This is a genomic window from Burkholderia sp. (genome assembly GCF_018375725.1).
GTDB lineage: Bacteria > Pseudomonadota > Gammaproteobacteria > Burkholderiales > Burkholderiaceae > Burkholderia.
Genome location: NZ_JAHACR010000019.1, coordinates 1 through 18,145 on the forward strand (window position 1 = coordinate 1; position 18,145 = coordinate 18,145).

An 18,145-nucleotide genomic window follows, 5' to 3' on the forward strand; every position below is an offset into this window, starting at 1 on the left:
GGCGAGGAAACGGATCAGATTGCTCCATTGCACGGTCGCCGAAAAGCTCCACAGCGTGTTCGCGAGATACGAGAACACAGTCGCAATCACGAATGCGACGGCATTCGCCGCGACCGGCGACGCATCGAACAGCGCGAACATTGCCGAAGCGACGAGCGTATGGATTGCGGTCGAACAGATGCCGGATATGCCGAAACGGAAGAGTCGTGTGCGTTCGGCGGCGTAGAGGGAACGAATCACGGTCGGCTCCCGCAAGAGCGGTCAGCGTGCAGCGACGCGGTGACGCGCCTGCGTGCGGCGGCGCGCGAGATCGGCGCGCGCGGCAGCCGCGGCCTGACGCAGCGAGTCGCGTGCGACGGGCAGCGTTGTCACCTTGCTGCGTGCCTGATAGCGGCGGCGGACAAGATATACCGGCCGCTCCTTCGATTCGTAATAGATGCGCCCGACATACTCGCCGATGACGCCGATTCCGATCAGTTCGATGCCGCCCATGAACAGCATCGCCGAAATCAGCGATGCATAGCCGTGCACGGGATTGCCATAGATGAGCGTGCGTCCGACGATGAACGTGCCGTACAGGAAAGCCAGTGCTGCGATGCTGAGGCCGATATAAGTCCAGCTTCGCAGCGGCACCGTGCTGAAGCTCGTGATCCCTTCGAGCGCAAAATTCCACAGCTTCCAGCCGGAAAATTTCGAGTGGCCGGCGCTGCGCGCTTCGCGCTGGTATTCGATGATCACGGTGCGGTAGCCGACCCACGCGAATAAACCTTTCATGAACCGGCGGCGTTCCGGCAGGCTGCGCAGTGCGTTGACGACCTGGCGATCCATCAGCCGGAAATCGCCGACGTTTTCCGGCAGTTTGACTTCCGACAGCACGTTGTGCACGCGGTAGTAGAGGGCGGCCGCGGCGCGTTTCGCGAACGAATCGCACGCGCGATTGGTGCGCTTCGCGGCGACGACCTCCGCGCCGTCGCGCCAATGCTCGATCATGGCCGGAATCAGGGCGGGTGGATCCTGCAGATCCGCATCGAGCGGGATCACCGCGTCGCCGATCGCTTCGTCGATGCCGGCCGTGAGTGCCGCTTCCTTACCGAAATTTCGTGTGAGATCGATCACGCGCACGCGTGTATCCTTCGCGCCGATCGCGATCAGGCGGTCGAGCGTGTTGTCCCGGCTGCCGTCGTTGATGCAGACGATCTCGAAGCGAATGCTTTCGATGGCGTCCATGATCGGGACGACGGAATCGAAAAATCGTTCGACGGCCTCGCCCTCGTTGTAGAACGGCACGACCAGCGAGATGAGCGGTTTTTGAATGTGGGCGCGCATGACATTCCCCAGTGAATGCCGCTCTAGTGGCGGCTGCCGTGCGGCAGCAGCTGGCGGTCGAGTCGATGAAATCGCGGCGCGGCATGGTGTGGCCGGCCGGCGTGTGTGAATCCGGTATCGGTTGCACTGTCGTGTGCATCCGGCAGACACGGCGCGTCGTGGCGTTCGCGTGCGATGCGCGCGACGAGCAGTGCGAGCGTCGCGGCCGTGACGAGCGGCATGAACTGAATGCTCAGGTAATCGGCGATCCTGCTGCCCGCGAGCGGCAACAGCCACAGCAGTGCGAGCCATTCACGGTCGAAGCGGTGCCAGCCGAGCGCGAACGCGTAGCGGGCATACCACGCGATCAGGATGCCGTACCACGTGAGATCGTAATCGCGAAGATAAGGGCTGACGAGCAGGCTTGCGCAGGTGAGCGTTGCTGCGCGCAGCGCATACGTGCAGCTGCCGCGCCATGCATAGCACACGGCGCCAATCGCGAACACGATCGATGCTGCCTGCAGGGTGTACGCGACAATCGGCGGCCAGTCCGCCAGTGTCGCCAGCGCAAATGCGGTTGGCATCCGCGTAAGGGACGCATGACCGGTGTCGATAATTCGATAGGCACCAGTGAGGCCGCTCATGAAATCGATCCACACGTCGGGACCGAACGCGAGCATCGTGATCGCGGTGCTTGCCCCGACCGTCACCGCCCAGGCGGCTAGCGCGCGCCATTGGGCGGCGCACAGCAGCGCGAGCGGGAACAGCACGGCTAGTTGCGGAACTATCAGGGTAAGGATGCCGAAGCATATGCCGGCAGCGATTGGCCGGCGCTGCAACAGCAACAGGCCGAACCCAGCCGTGGCGGCAGTCAGCAGGCTGTTCTGGCCGGCGATCGCGGCCAGGAACGCTCCCGGAAATGCACACGCGCACAGGGATGCTGAGCGGCGTTGCACGATCGCATGGCAGATCGCAGCGAACAGCGCATATGAGCCGCCGATCCATAACAAGGCAGCGAATACATAGGGCAGCCATCCGAGCGGCGTCACAATCAGCAGCATCCCGGGCGGATGCTGCCACAGCGGTTCGACCTGCATCCCATGCATGGCCGGCAACGCCTGCTCCCGCGCGGCATGCAGCGCGGCGACGTGCCACACGTCGAGCGCGCGGCCATGTGCAGCGAGCCATGCAGCGCGCCACGTCGGTGCGAAATCGATTCCGAGTGACGGGATCATAGCGTCGTGTGGGCCGAAGCGGCGCACGACGTAGATGCCGAGGAACACCATGTAACCGAATAGCGCGAAGTGCGCACAGGTGCGCACGCGACGCAGTGTAAGCCAGTGCGGCCGGCGGCGCGGACCGGCGGCGGGCAACTCGGGATGGGCGTCGCACGCAGGCAACACGTGGCGGCCGGGCAGTCGGATGTGCATCACGGCTCCTGCGGCGTCAGCGATGCGCGACGAATGACGACAAACAGCATCGCGAGCAGCACGACCGGGCCAAATTGCGACCACATCGTGAGCCGGTTGATGAGTTCGAATGCGGGCAGTAGCCAGGCGAGCACGACCACGGTCTGGTCGCCCGGCATCCAGCCATGGTCGAGGCCGTAGGCGACGAAGCAGAAGACCGCTATGCCGAGCCACGCCAGCTCGTAGTGCCAGAGATAGAGGGACATCAGCATTGTCGCGGTCGCGAACGACGCACCACGCAGGCGCAGGTCGCGCGTGCGTCGCCATACCGCGACGGTGGCTGCCGCGGCAAGCAGGGCGATTGCGATATGCGCAGCATACGCGACGGACAGTGACGCACCGGCAAGCCTCAGCGCGGCGAACGGCGTGGGAGACACATGCCAGTACACCACGCCATGTTCGACGATTCTGTCGCGCACCGTCGACATGCCCTCGGCGAAGCCTTGCACCGCAGCGCGGCCGCCGAACGCTGCACTGACGAAGACGAACAGCGTCGTGCCGGCCGCCGCGGCTGCGAACGCGCGCCATGCGCCGGTGGCAATCATTACGAGCGGAAACAGTATGGCCAGCTGCGGCTTGATGGCGAGCAGGCTGACGAGCAGTCCGGCGACGACCGGCCGGCGCTCGAGCTGACGGATCGCGAGCGCCGCGATAGCCGCGGTGAGCAGCGAATTCTGTCCAGCTATGACCGTGATGAATACGCCTGGGAACGCAAGCACGACAAGCATGGCAAGCCGCGGTTGCGGCAGTTGCGCGCGCAGTCGGGACAGACCATCGACCGCACGCACATAGCATAAAAAACTGCCCGCGAAAAAGAGGAAGAATGCGGGCAGAAACGGCACGAAAGCGAGCGGCGCGACGAGCAGCAACATCGTCGGCGGATACAGCCACGGCAGGAAGTTGCCGTATAGATACGAGCCGAACCGCAATTGTTCGGCATGGGAAAAGAGTCGATAGTCATAGATCGACGCGGCTTGACCATGCAGGATCATGTCGGATGCGGTCCAGAACACGGCGAAATCGATTCCGGGACGCGCAGTAGAGTTGGTGGTGAAGCCGTGCGTCGTCCACGCCCAAGCGGACAGCGTGATGATCGTGAGCAGTAGCAATGCGCAGCTGTATGGCACGACTCGGTCGGCCGTCAGCCAATTTGCACAACGTCGCGCGCGCAGACGCGTTCCCCGATTCACTATGTACATGACACCCCGCCTGCGGTGAGGGCTGCCTAGTCGATGCAGCCTATTCGTTCGTATGTTGTCCTATCGTGCAGACGCGGAAGCGTATTCGCTTTCTGGTTGCGTCCGGCGATTCCATTGTTGGAAAAAAAGCGTCGCGGCGCAAATCGCCGGAAAATTGGCCGTGTGCTTAAGCATCGTCGGTGTGGCGAATTGGGCGAGGCGAGCGGCCCGAAATGGCTCACAACGCACACGTCCGTTGCATGCCTGAAACATTTCGCGATATCGGACGATGCAAACCTGCACACTTGCCACCAGACACGAGTTCCCTACCGATTGGGGAAAATCCCGAGAAAATTTTTTTAGCCTTGTCTGGCGCGGCTGAGCGAGCGTGACGACCGTTGCCGCGGCGCCGGAGATGTATCAGAAGCGTAACTTCCGGCATGCCACGCCGTCTGCATTCGATGAAGCGTCTGACCCAATCCCTTGTGTCTGCTGGATTCCGATCAAGCTGGCCCGCTCTTTGCGAAAGGGAGCACGCGGGAGTCGACGACGCGACGTCGGACTGATCCAGATATCGAATACACCAGGATCGGAGCCGGCGCCGCCCACGGGGTTGAAGTCTGGAGCGCGCTTGAGTTTTGCATCCTGACCGACTGGGTAGTCGCCGTCTGACCAGCGGTGCATCGGCATCGCCCGATTGCAAAAAGAAGGCTGAATGACGTAAGTCGGGGGTAACAAAAATGATGGGCCAAGGCATGTCGCGGCCCGTGAGCCGCCATCGCAGCACCACGGTACACCACCGGGCGGCCGCGATTCATTCGTCCGGCCGACGTGCGTCGACCGGTCTCCCAGCCGCCCCGGGTGGCAGGCGCGTCAGGCAGATCGCCACGCATGCGCACCCGACGCGCGTTTCCTCATTCGTCGATACGGCTCGCAAGGGCATGTGTGCACGCGCACCGATTCCGCTTCGGCCGATCTTCTCGTTCTGATTTCGTGTAGTGCCAGCAGTAGCCCCCGAGCCAATGGTGGCGAGGGTATTTTGTTAGTCATACAAAGGAGAATTGTCATGTCCAAGCTCATCCAGCAAGTCAAGCAATTCGTTCGTGACGAAGACGGCGTGACCGCCATCGAATACGGGCTCATCGCTGCACTGATCGCCGTTGTCATCATCACCACTGTTGGCACAGTCGGCACAAATCTCAACGCAGTCTTCGCGAAAATCGGAAACGAACTTGCGTGAACCCGCCGACGGGCGAGTTCACGGTGGAATCGCCCGTCTTCCTTACCAGGATCGGTTGCGCAATGAGGAGCATGCCATGTTACGCATGTCTTGCAGCGCTTCCCATCGGCCTGCCGGGCCTGTTCGACGATGGCCCTCGCTCATGCTTCCCGCGGGAGGTAGGTAGCGTGTCCGAGATCATTGCCGGCTCGGCGTCCACCTTGATTGAAGTCGTGATGATAGACGTGGTGCGGCCGGTGGGAACCGATCTGAATTCGGTGTTCACGACCTTCGAAACCGAGCAGCGGCGCATGTGGCATGACGCGCAGTTTGGTACTCAGAAGACCCGCCTGGATAGACATCGGCCGACGCGATTCACGTGCAGAGCCACCAGATGACTAAAAAGGAGATCGTCATGCAAACCGGTATGTATGTGGTAGCGCGATGGATCGATGATGAAACGGGGGTGACATCGATCGAATACGCGCTGCTGGGAGCGCTGATCGCGGTGACGATCGCGGGCACTGTCGGTTCTCTAGGCGGCACGCTTGGCGATCTTTACCAGAATGTCGCGTCGCTCATCGCGGCTGCGACACAGTAATGCGGTAACCAGACCGGAGAGTAAGCCATGTTGCCCGCGATGCCGTCCCAGCCCATTCCGTTTTGCGTGACCGCACTCGTGATCGTCGCCGCGAGCACGGACATCACGAGCCGTCGCATCCCGAATCGCCTGATTGGACTCGGCCTCGCAGGCGCGCTCATCACGCAGTGTGCGCTGTTCGGTGTGTCGGGCGGCGTGGTCGGCTGGCTGGCCGGCGCGGCGACTGGGCTCGGTCTGCTGTTGCCGCTGTATCTGTTGCGCGGCATGGCGGCTGGCGACGTCAAGCTGATGCTGACTATTGGCGCGTGGGTCGGCCCGGCGCTGGCGGTCTGGATCGTGCTGGCGACCTTCGTGGCGGGGGGGATCGGTGCACTCGCGGTCGTGCTGTGGCGGGGCTGCGCAAGGCAGCTGTTCGCCAATGTCCGCCGCATGCTCTTGCGCGCCGCGATCCGGCAGCAGGGCGGCGTGGCCGAAGTGGATGCCCAGGCGGAGTCGGTGGGGTCGTTGCCCTACGGAGTCGCGATTGCGGCGGGCACGTTGGGCATGTTGTTCGCGGCGGCCGTATAGATGGGCGGCATGCGAAACCGATGCTGAATATGGAGCGATCATGAACTCAGATCAACCCTCGCAGAAACGCGACGCGCAGATCGCACATCTGCCCGATCCGTCGCCATCGCGCGAATCGCATACGAAGATCTGTGCGCGCCTGCCGCGCGTGCCGCGCACGCTCACAGATACCGGACTGGGCGAGACGTTTCTCGCCGGTCTGGTGCTCAAGTCCACGCTGATGCACGGCCGGTCGGAATACGGCGACCTGATCGAGCGGCATTGCCTGCCGATCTCGGTGCTCGACGACGTGCTGGCATTTCTCGTCCGCGAGCATCTCGTAGAGATTACACATCGCGGCACAACCGACCTGGATGTGTCGTTCCGCCTGACGGACGCCGGCCGCGTGCTCGCGTTGGAGGAGAAGTCGCGCAGCAACTACAGCGGACCCGCACCGGTGACATTCGAAGCATATCTCGAGATCATCGCCGAACACTCGGTGAAGAAATTGCGTATCACGCGCGCGGAAGTGATGGCTGCATTTGAGGGCATCGTGATCGACATGGCTGCCCTCGACGCAGCTGCTGCGTCGCTGAACGCCGGGCGACCGCTCCTGATCCACGGGCCGGCCGGCAGCGGCAAGACGTTCCTTGCGGAGCGGCTGGGTTCGCTGATGCACGGCGACGTGCCGGTGCCGTATGCAGTGTATGCCGCTGACGAAATCATCCAGATCTACGACCCGCTCGTGCATATCGACGCGCAGTCGCAACCGGCGGGGCAGGCGGTGGACCGGCGCTGGCGGCTCTGCGAACGCCCGATCGTGATGTCGGGAGGCGAACTGACGCTCGAGGAACTCGAATTGCAGCGCGACGATGCATCCGGCTACTACCAGGCGCCGCCGCACATGAAAGCCAACATGGGGATGTACATCGTCGACGACCTCGGCCGCCAGCGCGTCGAACCCCGCGATCTGCTCAATCGCTGGCTGCGGCCGCTCGACCGCGGCATCGACCTGCTGACGCTCGGATCCGGCAATCGCTTTATCGTGCCGTTCGATGTGTGGCCGGTGTTCTCGAGCAACATTCCTCCTTTGCAGTTTGGTGACGAAGCCTTCCTGCGCCGCCTCGGCTCGAAGCTGTACGTCGGTCCGATGCCGATCGACGACTACCACGCGGTATTCGACGCGACGTGCAAATCGCTCGGTCTCGTGCCGGCCGGCGACGCGTTCGATTACCTGCTGCACCATCTGCACCTGCCGACCGGCAAACCTTTTCTCGCCTGCTACCCGGGCGATCTGCTGCGACTCGTCGCAGCGGGGGCACGTTACCGCGGCGATCCGGCGGAAGTCACGCACGAGGGGCTGCATGAGGCATGGGTTGGCTACTTCGGTTCCGCGCCCGAACGGGAAAATCCGCACACACCGCCGGCCGAGCGCCACGACCGCACGCGGGCTAATGGTTGAGGCGTTCCATTCACGATCTGTCGAGGAGCATTGCCATGAAAAACAGTCGCGCAATCACGATGCTGATCATCGCCATGGTGGCTGGTCTCGCCGCCGTCGCGTTCGCATCGCGCTGGCTTGTGCAAACGTCCACCAGCGCCGTGACGCAGATCGCTGTCGCGGCCGCCGACCTGAATCTGGGTGAACCGCTTGGGCCGACCCAGATCCGCACCGTCAGCTGGCCGACGGGCAGCGTGCCGCCCGGTGCATTCACTGACACGAAACTGCTTGAAGGGCGAGTTGTCCGCACGAGCCTGACCCGTGGCGAACCGGTGCTCGAAGCGAAGCTCGCGCCGGTCGGCACGAAGGGCGGGCTGTCCGCTGTGATCGGCCCGGGCAACCGTGCGATCACGGTGCGTGTGAACGACGTCGTCGGCGTTGCCGGATTCGCGCTGCCGGGCAACTACGTCGACGTCATCGTCAATACGCAGGAGCCTGGCAAGAGCGACAACCAGCAAATTTCCAAGATCGTGCTCGAGCACATTCTGGTGCTGGCCGTCGCGCAGCAGGTCAGTCGGGACGACACGGCGCCGAAGGTCGTCAATGCGGTGACGCTCGAAGTGACGCCGGATCAGGCTGAAAAGCTCGACGTCGCACGCAGCGTCGGCTCGCTGTCGCTCGTGCTGCGCAATCAGATCGACAAGCAGACGCTGAATACCGACGGTGCGACCAAGCTCACGCTGCTTGGAAAGCCGGCCGCGCCGGAGGCGGCACCGGCGCCGGCACCGCGTACCCGCACGGTGCGCGTACATGTGGCGTCCCACGCAGCACCCTCAGCACAGCGCGACTGCATCGGCGTCCTGAGCGGTGTCAGAGGCAGCGTCGAATGCTTCTGAATTCATGAATAGAACGGAACTATCCAGGCCGTTCGCGATGCGCGGCGACCTTTGACAGTCAAGCCCGGTGTTTCGCCGGGCACTCGGGGGATCAGACGAAATGAAGATCAAACCGCAAAGTGAAGGAGCCGGACCGGCGCGTGCACGCGCGCTGCGTGGAACGGTGATCGCGGCGACGCTGTGCGCCGGATGGTTCAACGTGTACAGCGCGGTTGCGCAGGAAGGCGCGGAAGCCGGTGCACTCATGAAAAACGGCGGAGCCACGGCACCGGCCGCGATGGGCAAGGGGCCGATGCAGATGACGATCAGCATGACGCCGGTACCGGCCGCGGGGGCGGCTGGCACGGCGGGCGCGGCGCCGGCGGCCGCGCCGCTGCGTGGTCCGAGCTGCGTCGGCGCCGTGCGCTAAACGACGTCCGTCAGCGTGCCGCTCGGCAAGTCGATGCTCGTGCCGATGCCCGAACCGGTCCGCAATCGCACGATCGGCAATCCGGCCGTCGCGCAGGCGACGATGGTGTCGCCGCAGACGCTCTACATCCTCGGCATGTCGGTCGGCACGACCAACATGATCGTGCAGGGCCGGAGCGGCGCGTGCCGGATCATCGACGTGGCCGTCGGCGCCGATGCGGGCGGCCTGCAGGCATCGCTCGCGCAGTTGATGCCGAACGAGCGCGACATCCACGTGTCGACCGCGGCCGACACGATCGTCCTCGCCGGCAACGTGTCCAGCTCGCAGGCGTCGCAGCAGGCCGCGGCGATCGCAAAGGCTTATGCGAATGTCGGAAGCGGCGGCAACGGCGAAGGCGGGAAGAGCGGCAGCGTGCTCAACATGCTGAGCGTCACGCAGCCGCAGCAGGTGATGCTCGAGGTGAAGGTCGCCGAAGTGTCGAAGACGCTGATCAACCAGCTCGGTTCGGCATTCAACATCCAGGGCGGCTTCGGCTCGTGGAGCGGCATACTGGTGAGCAATCTGCTCGCCGGCGTCGCGAGCGGCCTCGCGATCAGCAAGGCGAACAACAAGCCGTTCAATGTCGCGGTCGATGCGCAGAATACCGACAATCTCGTCAAGATCCTCGCCGAGCCGAAGCTCGTGACGATCAGCGGCCAGGAGGCGACGTTCCTGGCGGGCGGCAAGATCTTTATCCCGGTTCCCCAAAGCAACACGGGCGGCGGCACGACGATCACGTTGCAGGAAGAGGAATTCGGCGTCGGGCTGAAGTTCCTGCCGACGGTGCTGTCGAACGGCCGCATCAGCCTGAAGGTCGCACCGGAGGTGTCCGAGCTGTCGCAGACGGGCGTGACGCTGACCGCGACCAACGTCGCCGGTGCGAGCATCCTGCCGCTGATCACGACACGGCGCGCATCGACGACCGTGCAGATGGCCGACGGCGAGACGTTCGCGATCGGCGGGCTGATCAAGGACAACGCGACGGGTGTGCTGAAGGCCGTGCCGGGCGTGGGCGAGATTCCCGTGCTGGGCGCGCTGCTCCGCAGCACGTCGTTCCAGCAGGATCGCACCGAGTTGATCTTCATCATCACGCCGCACCTCGTGAAGCCGTTGCAGACGGCCGATGTGCCGCTGCCGACCGACAGCTTTACAAAGCCGAACGAAGCGGATGTGTTCGCGACCGGCAACATGGAAGGCCGCGGTGGCCTGAGCAAGCATGGCAGGCAGCCGGCTCCTGAAACCGCGCCGATGCCGCAATCGCAGGCACCTGTTCCGAGCCCGGCACCGGCGCCGCAAAAGGGTGAATCGAGCGGCCCGGCCGCCGCGCTGCCGGCGCCGCGCGCCGCGCAGCAGGCCGAAGTCGCCGCGCAGCCGACCGCGTCGCCTCTGCCGGTCTCGACGCAGGACGTGCCGGCTCAACCGCTTGCCAGCACGCCGACACCCGCGCCGGTGCCGGTGCCCGCCCCGGAACCCACGCCCTCGGCGGCGGCGCCTGTGACGGCTCCAGCCGATTCGCCGGCGCCCGCAGCCGCGCCGGCAGCGGAACCCGCGCCGCAGACGGCCGCGGCGCCCGACGACGCGACCGCGGCCCGCGTCGCGCGCATCGAAGCGGCCGCCGCGCGGATCGCGGCAGCCGGTCAGGCGGGTTCGTCGGGCAAGGCCAAGCGACGCACGCAGCAGGTCGCCCGCACGAACGCGGCGCCGTCGTCCACAGATCGTTGAAGACAACCAAGGGGAAGCTCATGAAATCCGCCTACCTCGTTTTCGTGCGCCGCGCGGCGATGGCTGTGCCGCTCGCCGCCGCGCTCACCGGCTGCATGTCGTCGACGCCGGTGTGGGACAGCCGGTTCAGCGAATCGGTGCGTACGGTGATGCAAGCGCAGATCATCGATCCGCATGCGGCCGACCATACGCAATCCGCGCCCGGCATGCCGGGGGCTACCGCGGCGTCGGCGCTCGACAACTATGAAAAGTCGTTCAAGCAGGTCGAGCCGAAAGCCAATGCGTTTGTGATTGGCATCGGCAAATCCGGCAGTCAGTAACGGCAGAACGCTCAGGGAGATTGCCATGTCCATCGTCGTCCAACCCCCGCAAGCCGTTCGCGGCGCCCGCCGTCAGCGCGGTGTCGTTTCGGTCATCGTCGCGCTGACGCTGGCGGTATTGATCGGGTGCGTCGGCCTGGCGCTGGATCTCGGCAAGTTGTACGTCGCGCGGAGCGAATTACAGAACAGCGCCGATGCCTGCGCATTGGCGGCCGCGCGCGATTTGACAGGGGCGACGGTGAACCTGTCGGTGTCAGAGGCGGCCGGCATTACTGCCGGCCACCTGAATTACGCGATGTTCCAGGCAACGGCGACGCAAATGCAGACGGATTCGAACGTCACATTCAGCGATTCGCTGAACAACGCGTTCCAGACGAAGAGCTCGGTGGCGTCGCCGGCCAGCATCAAATATGTGAAATGTACGACGTCGGTTACCAACATCGCGAACTGGTTCATGCAGGTGCTGAACATCCTGCCGGGCGTGAGCATTGCGAATGCGTCGGTGTCGGCGAGCGCGGTCGCGACGGTCGGCCCTGCGCAGACGACTTGCGCGATTCCGGTCTTCATCTGCAAGGCTGGCACAGACACCAGTCCGCCGGTAGCCGGCGCCACGTACAACATCGGCGACTGGATCGCATCGAAAGACGGTTCGCCGCCGACATACGGACCCGGCAATTTCGGCTGGGCGGCGCTCGACGGTTCGAACAGCGCATCCGAAATCACCAAGGAACTGACGGGCAACTATTGCAATTTGCCTTCCACCGGCGCAAGCGTCGGTTCGCCGGGCAACAAGATCTCGAGCGGCGACGCCTGGAACACGCGCTTCGGGATCTATCACAACCCGTTCAAGGGACCAGCTGACGGCACACCGGATTTCACCGGCTGGGCATACACGACGTCGAACTCGTCGGGGAAAAATGTCTATCCGGACTTCGTGAACCGCCGCAAGACATTCGACAGCTATCAGGGCGATTCGCAGAGCGGCATCAATACCGGCGGCTCATATGCATCGAGCAATTATCCGGCAGGCTCGGATCGCCGACTTGCCCTGGCGCCCGAAGTCGACTGCGGGGTGCTGTTGAGTGGACACAGTGCACCCGTATTGCAGTGGGACTGCGTGCTGATGGTCGATCCGATGGAGTCCGGCGGAACCGCGGGCCCGGTGCATCTTGAATACCGTGGCACATCGACGATGGCAGGCAGCCCGTGCGCGACCGAGGGCGTGCCCGGCGACGGAAATTCGGTCGGCCCGCTGGTGCCGGTTCTCCTTCAGTAGACCCTTACCGCGAAAGAGGCGACCATGAAAAAGCCCTTGTCCCGTCGTTCGCGCATGCGAGGCGTCGCGGCGGTCGAGTTCGCGTTCGTGCTGATTCCGATGATCCTGCTTGTCACCGGCGTCGCCGAATTCGGCCGCGCGATCTATCAGTACGAGGCGCTGACCAAGGCGACGCGCAATGCGGCGCGCTACCTGGCGACATATCTGCCCGGCGATCCGGCCTATCCGATCGATGCCGCGAAATGCCTCGCCGTCTACGGCAGCACGACCTGCGGCGCGGCGGGTACCGAACTGGCGCCGGGGCTCACGACGACGATGGTGGTTGTCTGCGATGCGGCGCATACGACCGGGTGCAGTGGCCCGAACGATCCGCCGCAATTTTCGAACGTACTGACCTATGACACGAACAACGGCGCACCGACCGGTACGCCGTCGGGCAGCATCAATCTGGTCGCGGTCAAGATCACCGGCTACCAGTACCAGCCGATTCCCGCGTATAGCGGGCTACAGCAGATGATCTTCGGCGACATCATCACCGTGATGAGGCAGGTGTCATGAAAACAAGCGCCTTTTCCCTATTGCGCCGCCGCACCCAGCGCGGTGCGACCGCCGTGGAGTTCGCGCTGATCGCATCGATTTTCTGCACGCTGCTGATCGGCATCTGCGAGTTCGGTCGCGTGCTGTTCTACTGGAATACCGCCAGCGAAGCGATGCGCCTGGGCGCGCGCACGGCGGCGGTTTGCGATGCCGACACGTCAAATTCCTCGATCGTCAAGCAACGCATCACATCGCTGCTGCCGCTTCTGGCGAGCTCGAACGTGTCGGTCAATTATCTGCCGGCTGGTTGCGATGCCGATGCGGCGACCGCACGCAGCACCTGCACGTTCGTCACGGTCAAGGTGACGAACGTGTCCATCCAGACGCTGATTCCTTTCGTGAGAGTCGCGGTGACGATGCCGCCGTTCACGACGACGTTGCCGCGCGAAAGCCTTGCCACGTCGACAGGCGGCACGGTATGTCAATAACGGTACAGACGAGGCGAACAACATGATCAACATTCTCGTGGCGTCCGACGATACGGGACGTCTGACGCAGATTGCACGGCTCGTCGCCGATTGCGGCAACTACCGCGTCACGCGAGCGGCCGGCCGGCCGTCGCAAATTGAGCATCGCACCGACGGGCTTGATGCCTTCGATGTTCTGCTGGTAGACGGCGCCTCGGTTGACGCGACCGAACTGTCGGCGATCGAGCGGATGTGCCGGCTGCACATGGGACTGACCTGCCTGCTGGTCACCTCGGATGCGTCGCCGCATACGCTGCTCGATGCGATGCGTGCGGGCGTGCGTGACGTGCTGTCGTGGCCGCTGGAAGTGAACGCGCTCGGCGACGCGCTGCAGCGCGCGGCTGCGCAAAGCACCCGGCGCGACGGCGTCGATACCCGCATCGTGTCGTTCATGTCGTGCAAGGGCGGCGCAGGCACCAGCTTCGTCGCCGGCAACACCGCGTACGAGATCGCCGAGACATTCAAGCGTCGCGTGCTGCTGATCGACCTGAACCAGCAATTCGCCGACGCGGCGTTTCTCGTGACCGACGAGACGCCGCCGACGACGTTGCCGCAACTTTGCGCGCAGCTGGAGCGGCTCGACGGCGCGTTCCTCGACGCGAGCGTCGCGCGTGTCAGCGAGACGTTTCACGTGCTCGCTGGCGCGGGCGATCCGGTCAAGGCTGCCGAGATGCGCGAGGATGCGCTCGAATGGATTCTCGGCGTCGCGGCGCCGCGCTACGACTTCGTGATCTTCGATCTCGGCCTGAACCTCAACCCGCTGTCGATGGTGGCGCTCGATCGCAGCGATCAGATCGAGCTGGTGCTGCAGCCGACGATGCCGCACGTGCGCGCCGGCCGGCGGCTGCAGGAAATCCTGATGTCGCTCGGCTATCCGCTCGACCGTCTGCATCTCGTGCTGAACCGCAATACCCGGTCGAGCGAACGTGCGCGCGCGGCGCTCGAGGAAGTGCTCGGCATGCGGGCGGGATGCGTTATCCCGGACGATGTCGCAGTTGTGCTCGAATCGGTCAATCAGGGCCAGCCGGTATCCAGGCTCGCACGCAACAGCGCCGTCGCACGCGCGTTGCAGGCCTATGCGAAGCAGCTGGTCGAAGGCGGCCAGCGCGCGTCGCACGGCGCGACGCGCAATGAGCCGCTGATCTCGCGGCTGTTCGGGCGAGGCGGTACGCCCAAGCTCAAGTCCATGTGAAATCGTACGGAGAATCCATCATGTCACTGCGCGAACAGATGTCGCTGCAACGGGCGCCGGTCTTCCCGTCGCGCGCCGACCAGAACGGAGCGAACGGATCCATGGTGCGCGAGGCTTATCAGAAGCTGCGCCGCGAGATTCATACAGCCGTGCTCGAGCGAGTCGAGCTGGAGCGCCTGTCCCGCTTGCCGCAGGAGCAGGTCCGGCAGGAAATCACGACGCTGATCTCGCGCATTCTCGACGAGGATAAGCTGCCTGCGAACGACATCGAGAGACGTCAGCTGGCGATCGACGTCTACGACGAGATGTTCGGGTTCGGCCCGCTCGAAGCGCTGCTGCGCGATCCGAGCATCTCGGACATTCTCGTCAACACGTACAAGCAGGTGTACGTCGAGCGCCACGGGCAGCTCGAACTCACCGACGTGACGTTCTACGACGATGCGCACCTGATGAAGGTGATCGAGAAGATCGTGTCGCGCGTCGGACGCCGCATCGACGAATCGAGCCCGATGGTCGACGCGCGCCTGCCGGACGGTTCGCGCGTCAACGCGATCATTCCGCCGTCGGCGATCGACGGACCGCTGATGTCGATCCGGCGTTTCGCGGTCAATCCGCTGAAAATGGACGACCTGGTGCGCTACCAGAGTCTCACGCCGCCGATGGCGGAACTGCTCGATGCGCTGGCGCGCGCGAAGGTGAACGTACTGGTGTCGGGCGGCACCGGCAGCGGCAAGACGACGCTGCTCAACATCCTGTCCGGCTTCATTCCGCCGAACGAGCGGATCGTCACGATCGAGGACGCAGCCGAACTGCAGATGCAGCAGCCGCACGTCCTGCGTCTCGAGACGCGCCCGCCGAACATCGAGGGCAAGGGCGAGATCACGCAGCGCACACTGGTCCGCAATGCATTGCGCATGCGCCCGGACCGGATCATCCTTGGCGAAGTGCGCGGCGCGGAAGCGCTCGACATGCTGAACGCGATGAACACCGGCCACGAAGGTTCGCTCGCGACGATTCACGCGAACACGCCGCGCGACGCGCTGACCCGCCTCGAGAACATGATCAGCGTCGCCGGCCTGTCGCTGCCGCCGAAGACGATGCGCCAGCAGATCGCGTCGGCGATTTCCGTTGTCGTGCAGGCTGCGCGCCTGACGGACGGCAAGCGAAAAATCATCAGCATCTCGGAGCTGACCGGCATGGAAGGCGACATCATCAACATGCAGGAGATCTTCACGTTCAAGCGTACCGGCATGGACACGGACGGCACGGTGCGCGGGCACTTCTGCGCGACCGGCGTGCGGCCGAAGTTCGCCGAGCGTCTGCAGGCGTTCGGCATCAACCTGCCGGATGCGCTCTATGATCCGTCGCGCCATTTCGAGGCGAACTGACAGTGCAGCCGGCACAGGCCGGCAGTCGTCCGATGTTGAGGAGTTGCCATGGATCCGATTTTCTACGCGTTTGTGATTCTCCTGTTCGTCGCTGTCGTACTGGCATTCGAGGGTGTCTACCAGTGGTGGCATGCCCGGCACGGATCGGCGGCGAAGCGCATCGAGTCGCGCATCCGTGCGATGTCTGCGGGTGGCCAGGTGCAAAAGGAGCGGCTGTCGATCCTGAAGGAGCGCATGCTCAACGAATCCAAGCCGTTCGACCGATGGCTGATGAGCGTGCCGCGCGTCCGGTCGCTCGATCTACTGCTTCAGCAGTCGGGGCTGAGCTGGTCGGTCGCAAAGCTGGCCGGCATCAGTGTCGCGGTGCCGCCTGTCGTGCTGATTGCGTTGACCTTCACACCGCTGCCATTCGTGTTCGCGGTATTGATCGCACTGCCATGCGCATTCCTGCCGACCCTGTTCGTGATGCGATGCCGTACGCGCCGGATGATGAAACTCGAGCGGCAATTGCCGGACGTCTGTGACATGATCGCCCGCGCGTTGCGCTCCGGCCACGCGTTCACGAGCACGATCGGCATGGTCAGCGACGAATTTTCCGAGCCGATGGGCAGCGAATTCCGCGTCACGTTCGACGAAATCAATTACGGCGTGTCGTTGCACGATGCCCTGATGAACCTTGCGGCGCGTGTGCCGGTGTCTGACCTGCGCTACTTCGTGATCGCGGTGCTGATCCAGCGTGAGACAGGTGGCAATCTGGCCGAACTGCTCGATAGCATTGCGCATTTGATTCGCGAGCGTTTCAAGCTGTTCGACAAAATCCGCGTGCTGTCGGCAGAAGGACGCATGTCGGCGTGGGTACTCGGACTGTTGCCGTTTGGCACTGCCGCGATGATGATGCTGATGAATCCGGAGTTCCTGCGGGTTCTCTGGGAAGATTCCGTAGGACTCAGGATGATCGGTGTGACGCTCGTTTCGATGGTGCTTGGCATGCTGTGGATGCGCCGCATCATCAGGATCCATGTGTGACGGGCTTGGTACGTGACGCAACCGGTTGCCTCATGACTTGATCGAGGAGCTGTCATGCAAAATCTAAATGTCATGCAAATACTGCTGCTGGCCGGCCTGTTCGCGGTCGTGTTCGCCGGCGCGCTGGTAGCGTTGCTCGTATTCGTGCCGCGCAATTTGGAGCGACGCCTGCAGCAAGCGGGCGGTGGCACAGTCGCGCTCGGCAACGGGAATACGCCGGCCGACGGTGCGGCCGCATGGGTCGCGAAGTTCGTGGAAATTTCGAAGCCGATCTCGAAGCTGTCGTTGCCAAAGGAGGGCTGGGAGGAGTCGCCGTTGCGCGTCCGGCTGATGAATGCTGGCTGGCGGACTCCGAATGCCGCGAGCATCTACTTTGCCGCCAAGACGATACTGGCGATTATCCTGCCGACCGTGTTGCTTCCGGTGCTCATCGGCACGCGACTCGCGGGAAACCGTTATACGCTGGCGATGATCCTCGTGCTGGTGGCGGCGATCGGCTACTACTTGCCGAATGTCGTGCTTTCGCGGCGTATCGCGTCCCGTCAGCGCGTGATCTTCGAAGATTTCCCTGACGCGCTAGATCTGCTGACAGTATGCGTCGAAGCCGGCCTGAGCCTCGACGCCGCGCTGATGAAGGTGTGCGAAGAGTTGAAATTCCGCAGCCCGGTCGTCGCGGGCGAACTCGACCTGATGTTGCTTGAAATGCGTTCCGGCTTCACGAAGGAAGCCGCCTTGCGCAATCTCGCGCTGCGCACCGGCGTCGAGGACATCGAATCGTTCTGCGCGATGCTGATCCAGGCCGACCGTTTCGGCACGAGCATCGGTGATTCGCTGCGCGTGCTGTCGGATATGCTGCGCACCCGGCGGCGCATGCGCGCGGAGGAGTGCGCGGCAAAGATCGCGCTGAAGCTGCTGTTCCCGCTGATCTTCTGCATTTTCCCGGCGCTCCTGATGGTACTGCTCGGGCCGGCATTCATCCACATCTACCGGGTCCTGCTGCCGACATTCGCGGGCACGGGCAGCTGACAGGCCCGCCGGCAGGCAACGCCGGACG

18 protein-coding genes and 1 pseudogene are annotated in these 18,145 nt (G+C 63.9%); 15 read left to right on the top strand and 4 right to left on the bottom strand.

Annotation, left to right across the window (positions count from 1 at the left end):
- The 4 genes from KH616_RS05180 to KH616_RS05195 form a co-directional block, all read right to left on the bottom strand.
- Positions 1-240: GtrA family protein (locus KH616_RS05180; protein ID WP_292237855.1), on the bottom strand; the 240-nt coding region annotated here is incomplete at its 3' end.
- A 21-nt stretch (positions 241-261) separates the two neighbouring features.
- Positions 262-1,326, bottom strand: a complete 1,065-nt coding sequence (locus KH616_RS05185; protein WP_292237856.1) for a glycosyltransferase family 2 protein — start codon at positions 1,324-1,326, stop codon at positions 262-264.
- A 23-nt stretch (positions 1,327-1,349) separates the two neighbouring features.
- Positions 1,350-2,735 carry a glycosyltransferase family 87 protein gene (locus KH616_RS05190; RefSeq protein ID WP_292237857.1) on the bottom strand — a complete coding sequence of 462 codons (1,386 nt, stop codon included), beginning with the start codon at positions 2,733-2,735 and terminating at the stop codon, positions 1,350-1,352.
- On the bottom strand, positions 2,735-3,973 hold the full coding sequence (locus tag KH616_RS05195) for a glycosyltransferase family 87 protein (protein ID WP_292237858.1): 1,239 nt from the start codon (positions 3,971-3,973) through the stop codon (positions 2,735-2,737). The genes KH616_RS05190 and KH616_RS05195 overlap by 1 nt, the downstream gene beginning before the upstream one ends.
- A gap of 1,045 nt (positions 3,974-5,018) precedes the next feature.
- Between KH616_RS05195 and KH616_RS05200 the strand changes: the two genes are divergently transcribed.
- The 15 genes and pseudogenes from KH616_RS05200 to KH616_RS05270 all read left to right on the top strand — a co-directional run bounded on the left by KH616_RS05200 (position 5,019) and on the right by KH616_RS05270 (position 18,117).
- Complete coding sequence (locus tag KH616_RS05200) at positions 5,019-5,192, top strand: Flp family type IVb pilin (RefSeq protein ID WP_292237859.1); 174 nt, start codon at positions 5,019-5,021, stop codon at positions 5,190-5,192.
- A gap of 167 nt (positions 5,193-5,359) precedes the next feature.
- Positions 5,360-5,569 (top strand): hypothetical protein, encoded by a 210-nt coding sequence (locus KH616_RS05205; RefSeq protein WP_292237860.1) that lies wholly within the window; start codon positions 5,360-5,362, stop codon positions 5,567-5,569.
- A 17-nt stretch (positions 5,570-5,586) separates the two neighbouring features.
- Complete coding sequence (locus tag KH616_RS05210; protein ID WP_292237861.1) at positions 5,587-5,772, top strand: Flp family type IVb pilin; 186 nt, start codon at positions 5,587-5,589, stop codon at positions 5,770-5,772.
- Between the two features lie 27 nt (positions 5,773-5,799).
- Positions 5,800-6,339: a prepilin peptidase gene (locus KH616_RS05215; RefSeq protein ID WP_292237862.1), complete on the top strand. Its 540-nt coding sequence runs from the start codon at positions 5,800-5,802 to the stop codon at positions 6,337-6,339.
- Between the two features lie 40 nt (positions 6,340-6,379).
- Positions 6,380-7,780 carry an ATP-binding protein gene (locus KH616_RS05220; protein WP_292237863.1) on the top strand — a complete coding sequence of 467 codons (1,401 nt, stop codon included), beginning with the start codon at positions 6,380-6,382 and terminating at the stop codon, positions 7,778-7,780.
- Between the two features lie 35 nt (positions 7,781-7,815).
- Complete coding sequence (gene cpaB, locus KH616_RS05225; RefSeq protein ID WP_292237864.1) at positions 7,816-8,655, top strand: Flp pilus assembly protein CpaB; 840 nt, start codon at positions 7,816-7,818, stop codon at positions 8,653-8,655.
- A gap of 100 nt (positions 8,656-8,755) precedes the next feature.
- A pseudogene (locus tag KH616_RS05230) lies at positions 8,756-10,825 on the top strand (type II and III secretion system protein family protein).
- Between the two features lie 20 nt (positions 10,826-10,845).
- Positions 10,846-11,145, top strand: coding sequence for a hypothetical protein (locus KH616_RS05235; RefSeq protein WP_292237865.1), 300 nt, complete (start codon positions 10,846-10,848; stop codon positions 11,143-11,145).
- 25 nt (positions 11,146-11,170) lie between these two features.
- The gene (locus KH616_RS05240; RefSeq protein WP_292237866.1) at positions 11,171-12,421 is read left to right on the top strand and encodes a pilus assembly protein TadG-related protein; all 1,251 of its coding nucleotides are present in this window, start codon (positions 11,171-11,173) and stop codon (positions 12,419-12,421) included.
- 24 nt (positions 12,422-12,445) lie between these two features.
- Complete coding sequence (locus KH616_RS05245; protein WP_292237867.1) at positions 12,446-12,979, top strand: TadE/TadG family type IV pilus assembly protein; 534 nt, start codon at positions 12,446-12,448, stop codon at positions 12,977-12,979.
- Positions 12,976-13,446 carry a TadE/TadG family type IV pilus assembly protein gene (locus KH616_RS05250; RefSeq protein WP_292237868.1) on the top strand — a complete coding sequence of 157 codons (471 nt, stop codon included), beginning with the start codon at positions 12,976-12,978 and terminating at the stop codon, positions 13,444-13,446. The genes KH616_RS05245 and KH616_RS05250 overlap by 4 nt, the downstream gene beginning before the upstream one ends.
- A 22-nt stretch (positions 13,447-13,468) precedes the next feature.
- Positions 13,469-14,677: an AAA family ATPase gene (locus tag KH616_RS05255; RefSeq protein WP_292237869.1), complete on the top strand. Its 1,209-nt coding sequence runs from the start codon at positions 13,469-13,471 to the stop codon at positions 14,675-14,677.
- Between the two features lie 20 nt (positions 14,678-14,697).
- Complete coding sequence (locus tag KH616_RS05260) at positions 14,698-16,065, top strand: CpaF family protein (RefSeq protein ID WP_292237870.1); 1,368 nt, start codon at positions 14,698-14,700, stop codon at positions 16,063-16,065.
- A 48-nt stretch (positions 16,066-16,113) separates the two neighbouring features.
- Entirely contained in the window at positions 16,114-17,091 is a 978-nt protein-coding gene (locus KH616_RS05265; RefSeq protein WP_292237871.1) for a type II secretion system F family protein, read from the top strand.
- Between the two features lie 54 nt (positions 17,092-17,145).
- A complete protein-coding gene (locus KH616_RS05270; protein WP_292237872.1) occupies positions 17,146-18,117 on the top strand; it encodes a type II secretion system F family protein in 972 nt (323 codons plus the stop codon).
- Positions 18,118-18,145 lie beyond the last annotated feature (28 nt).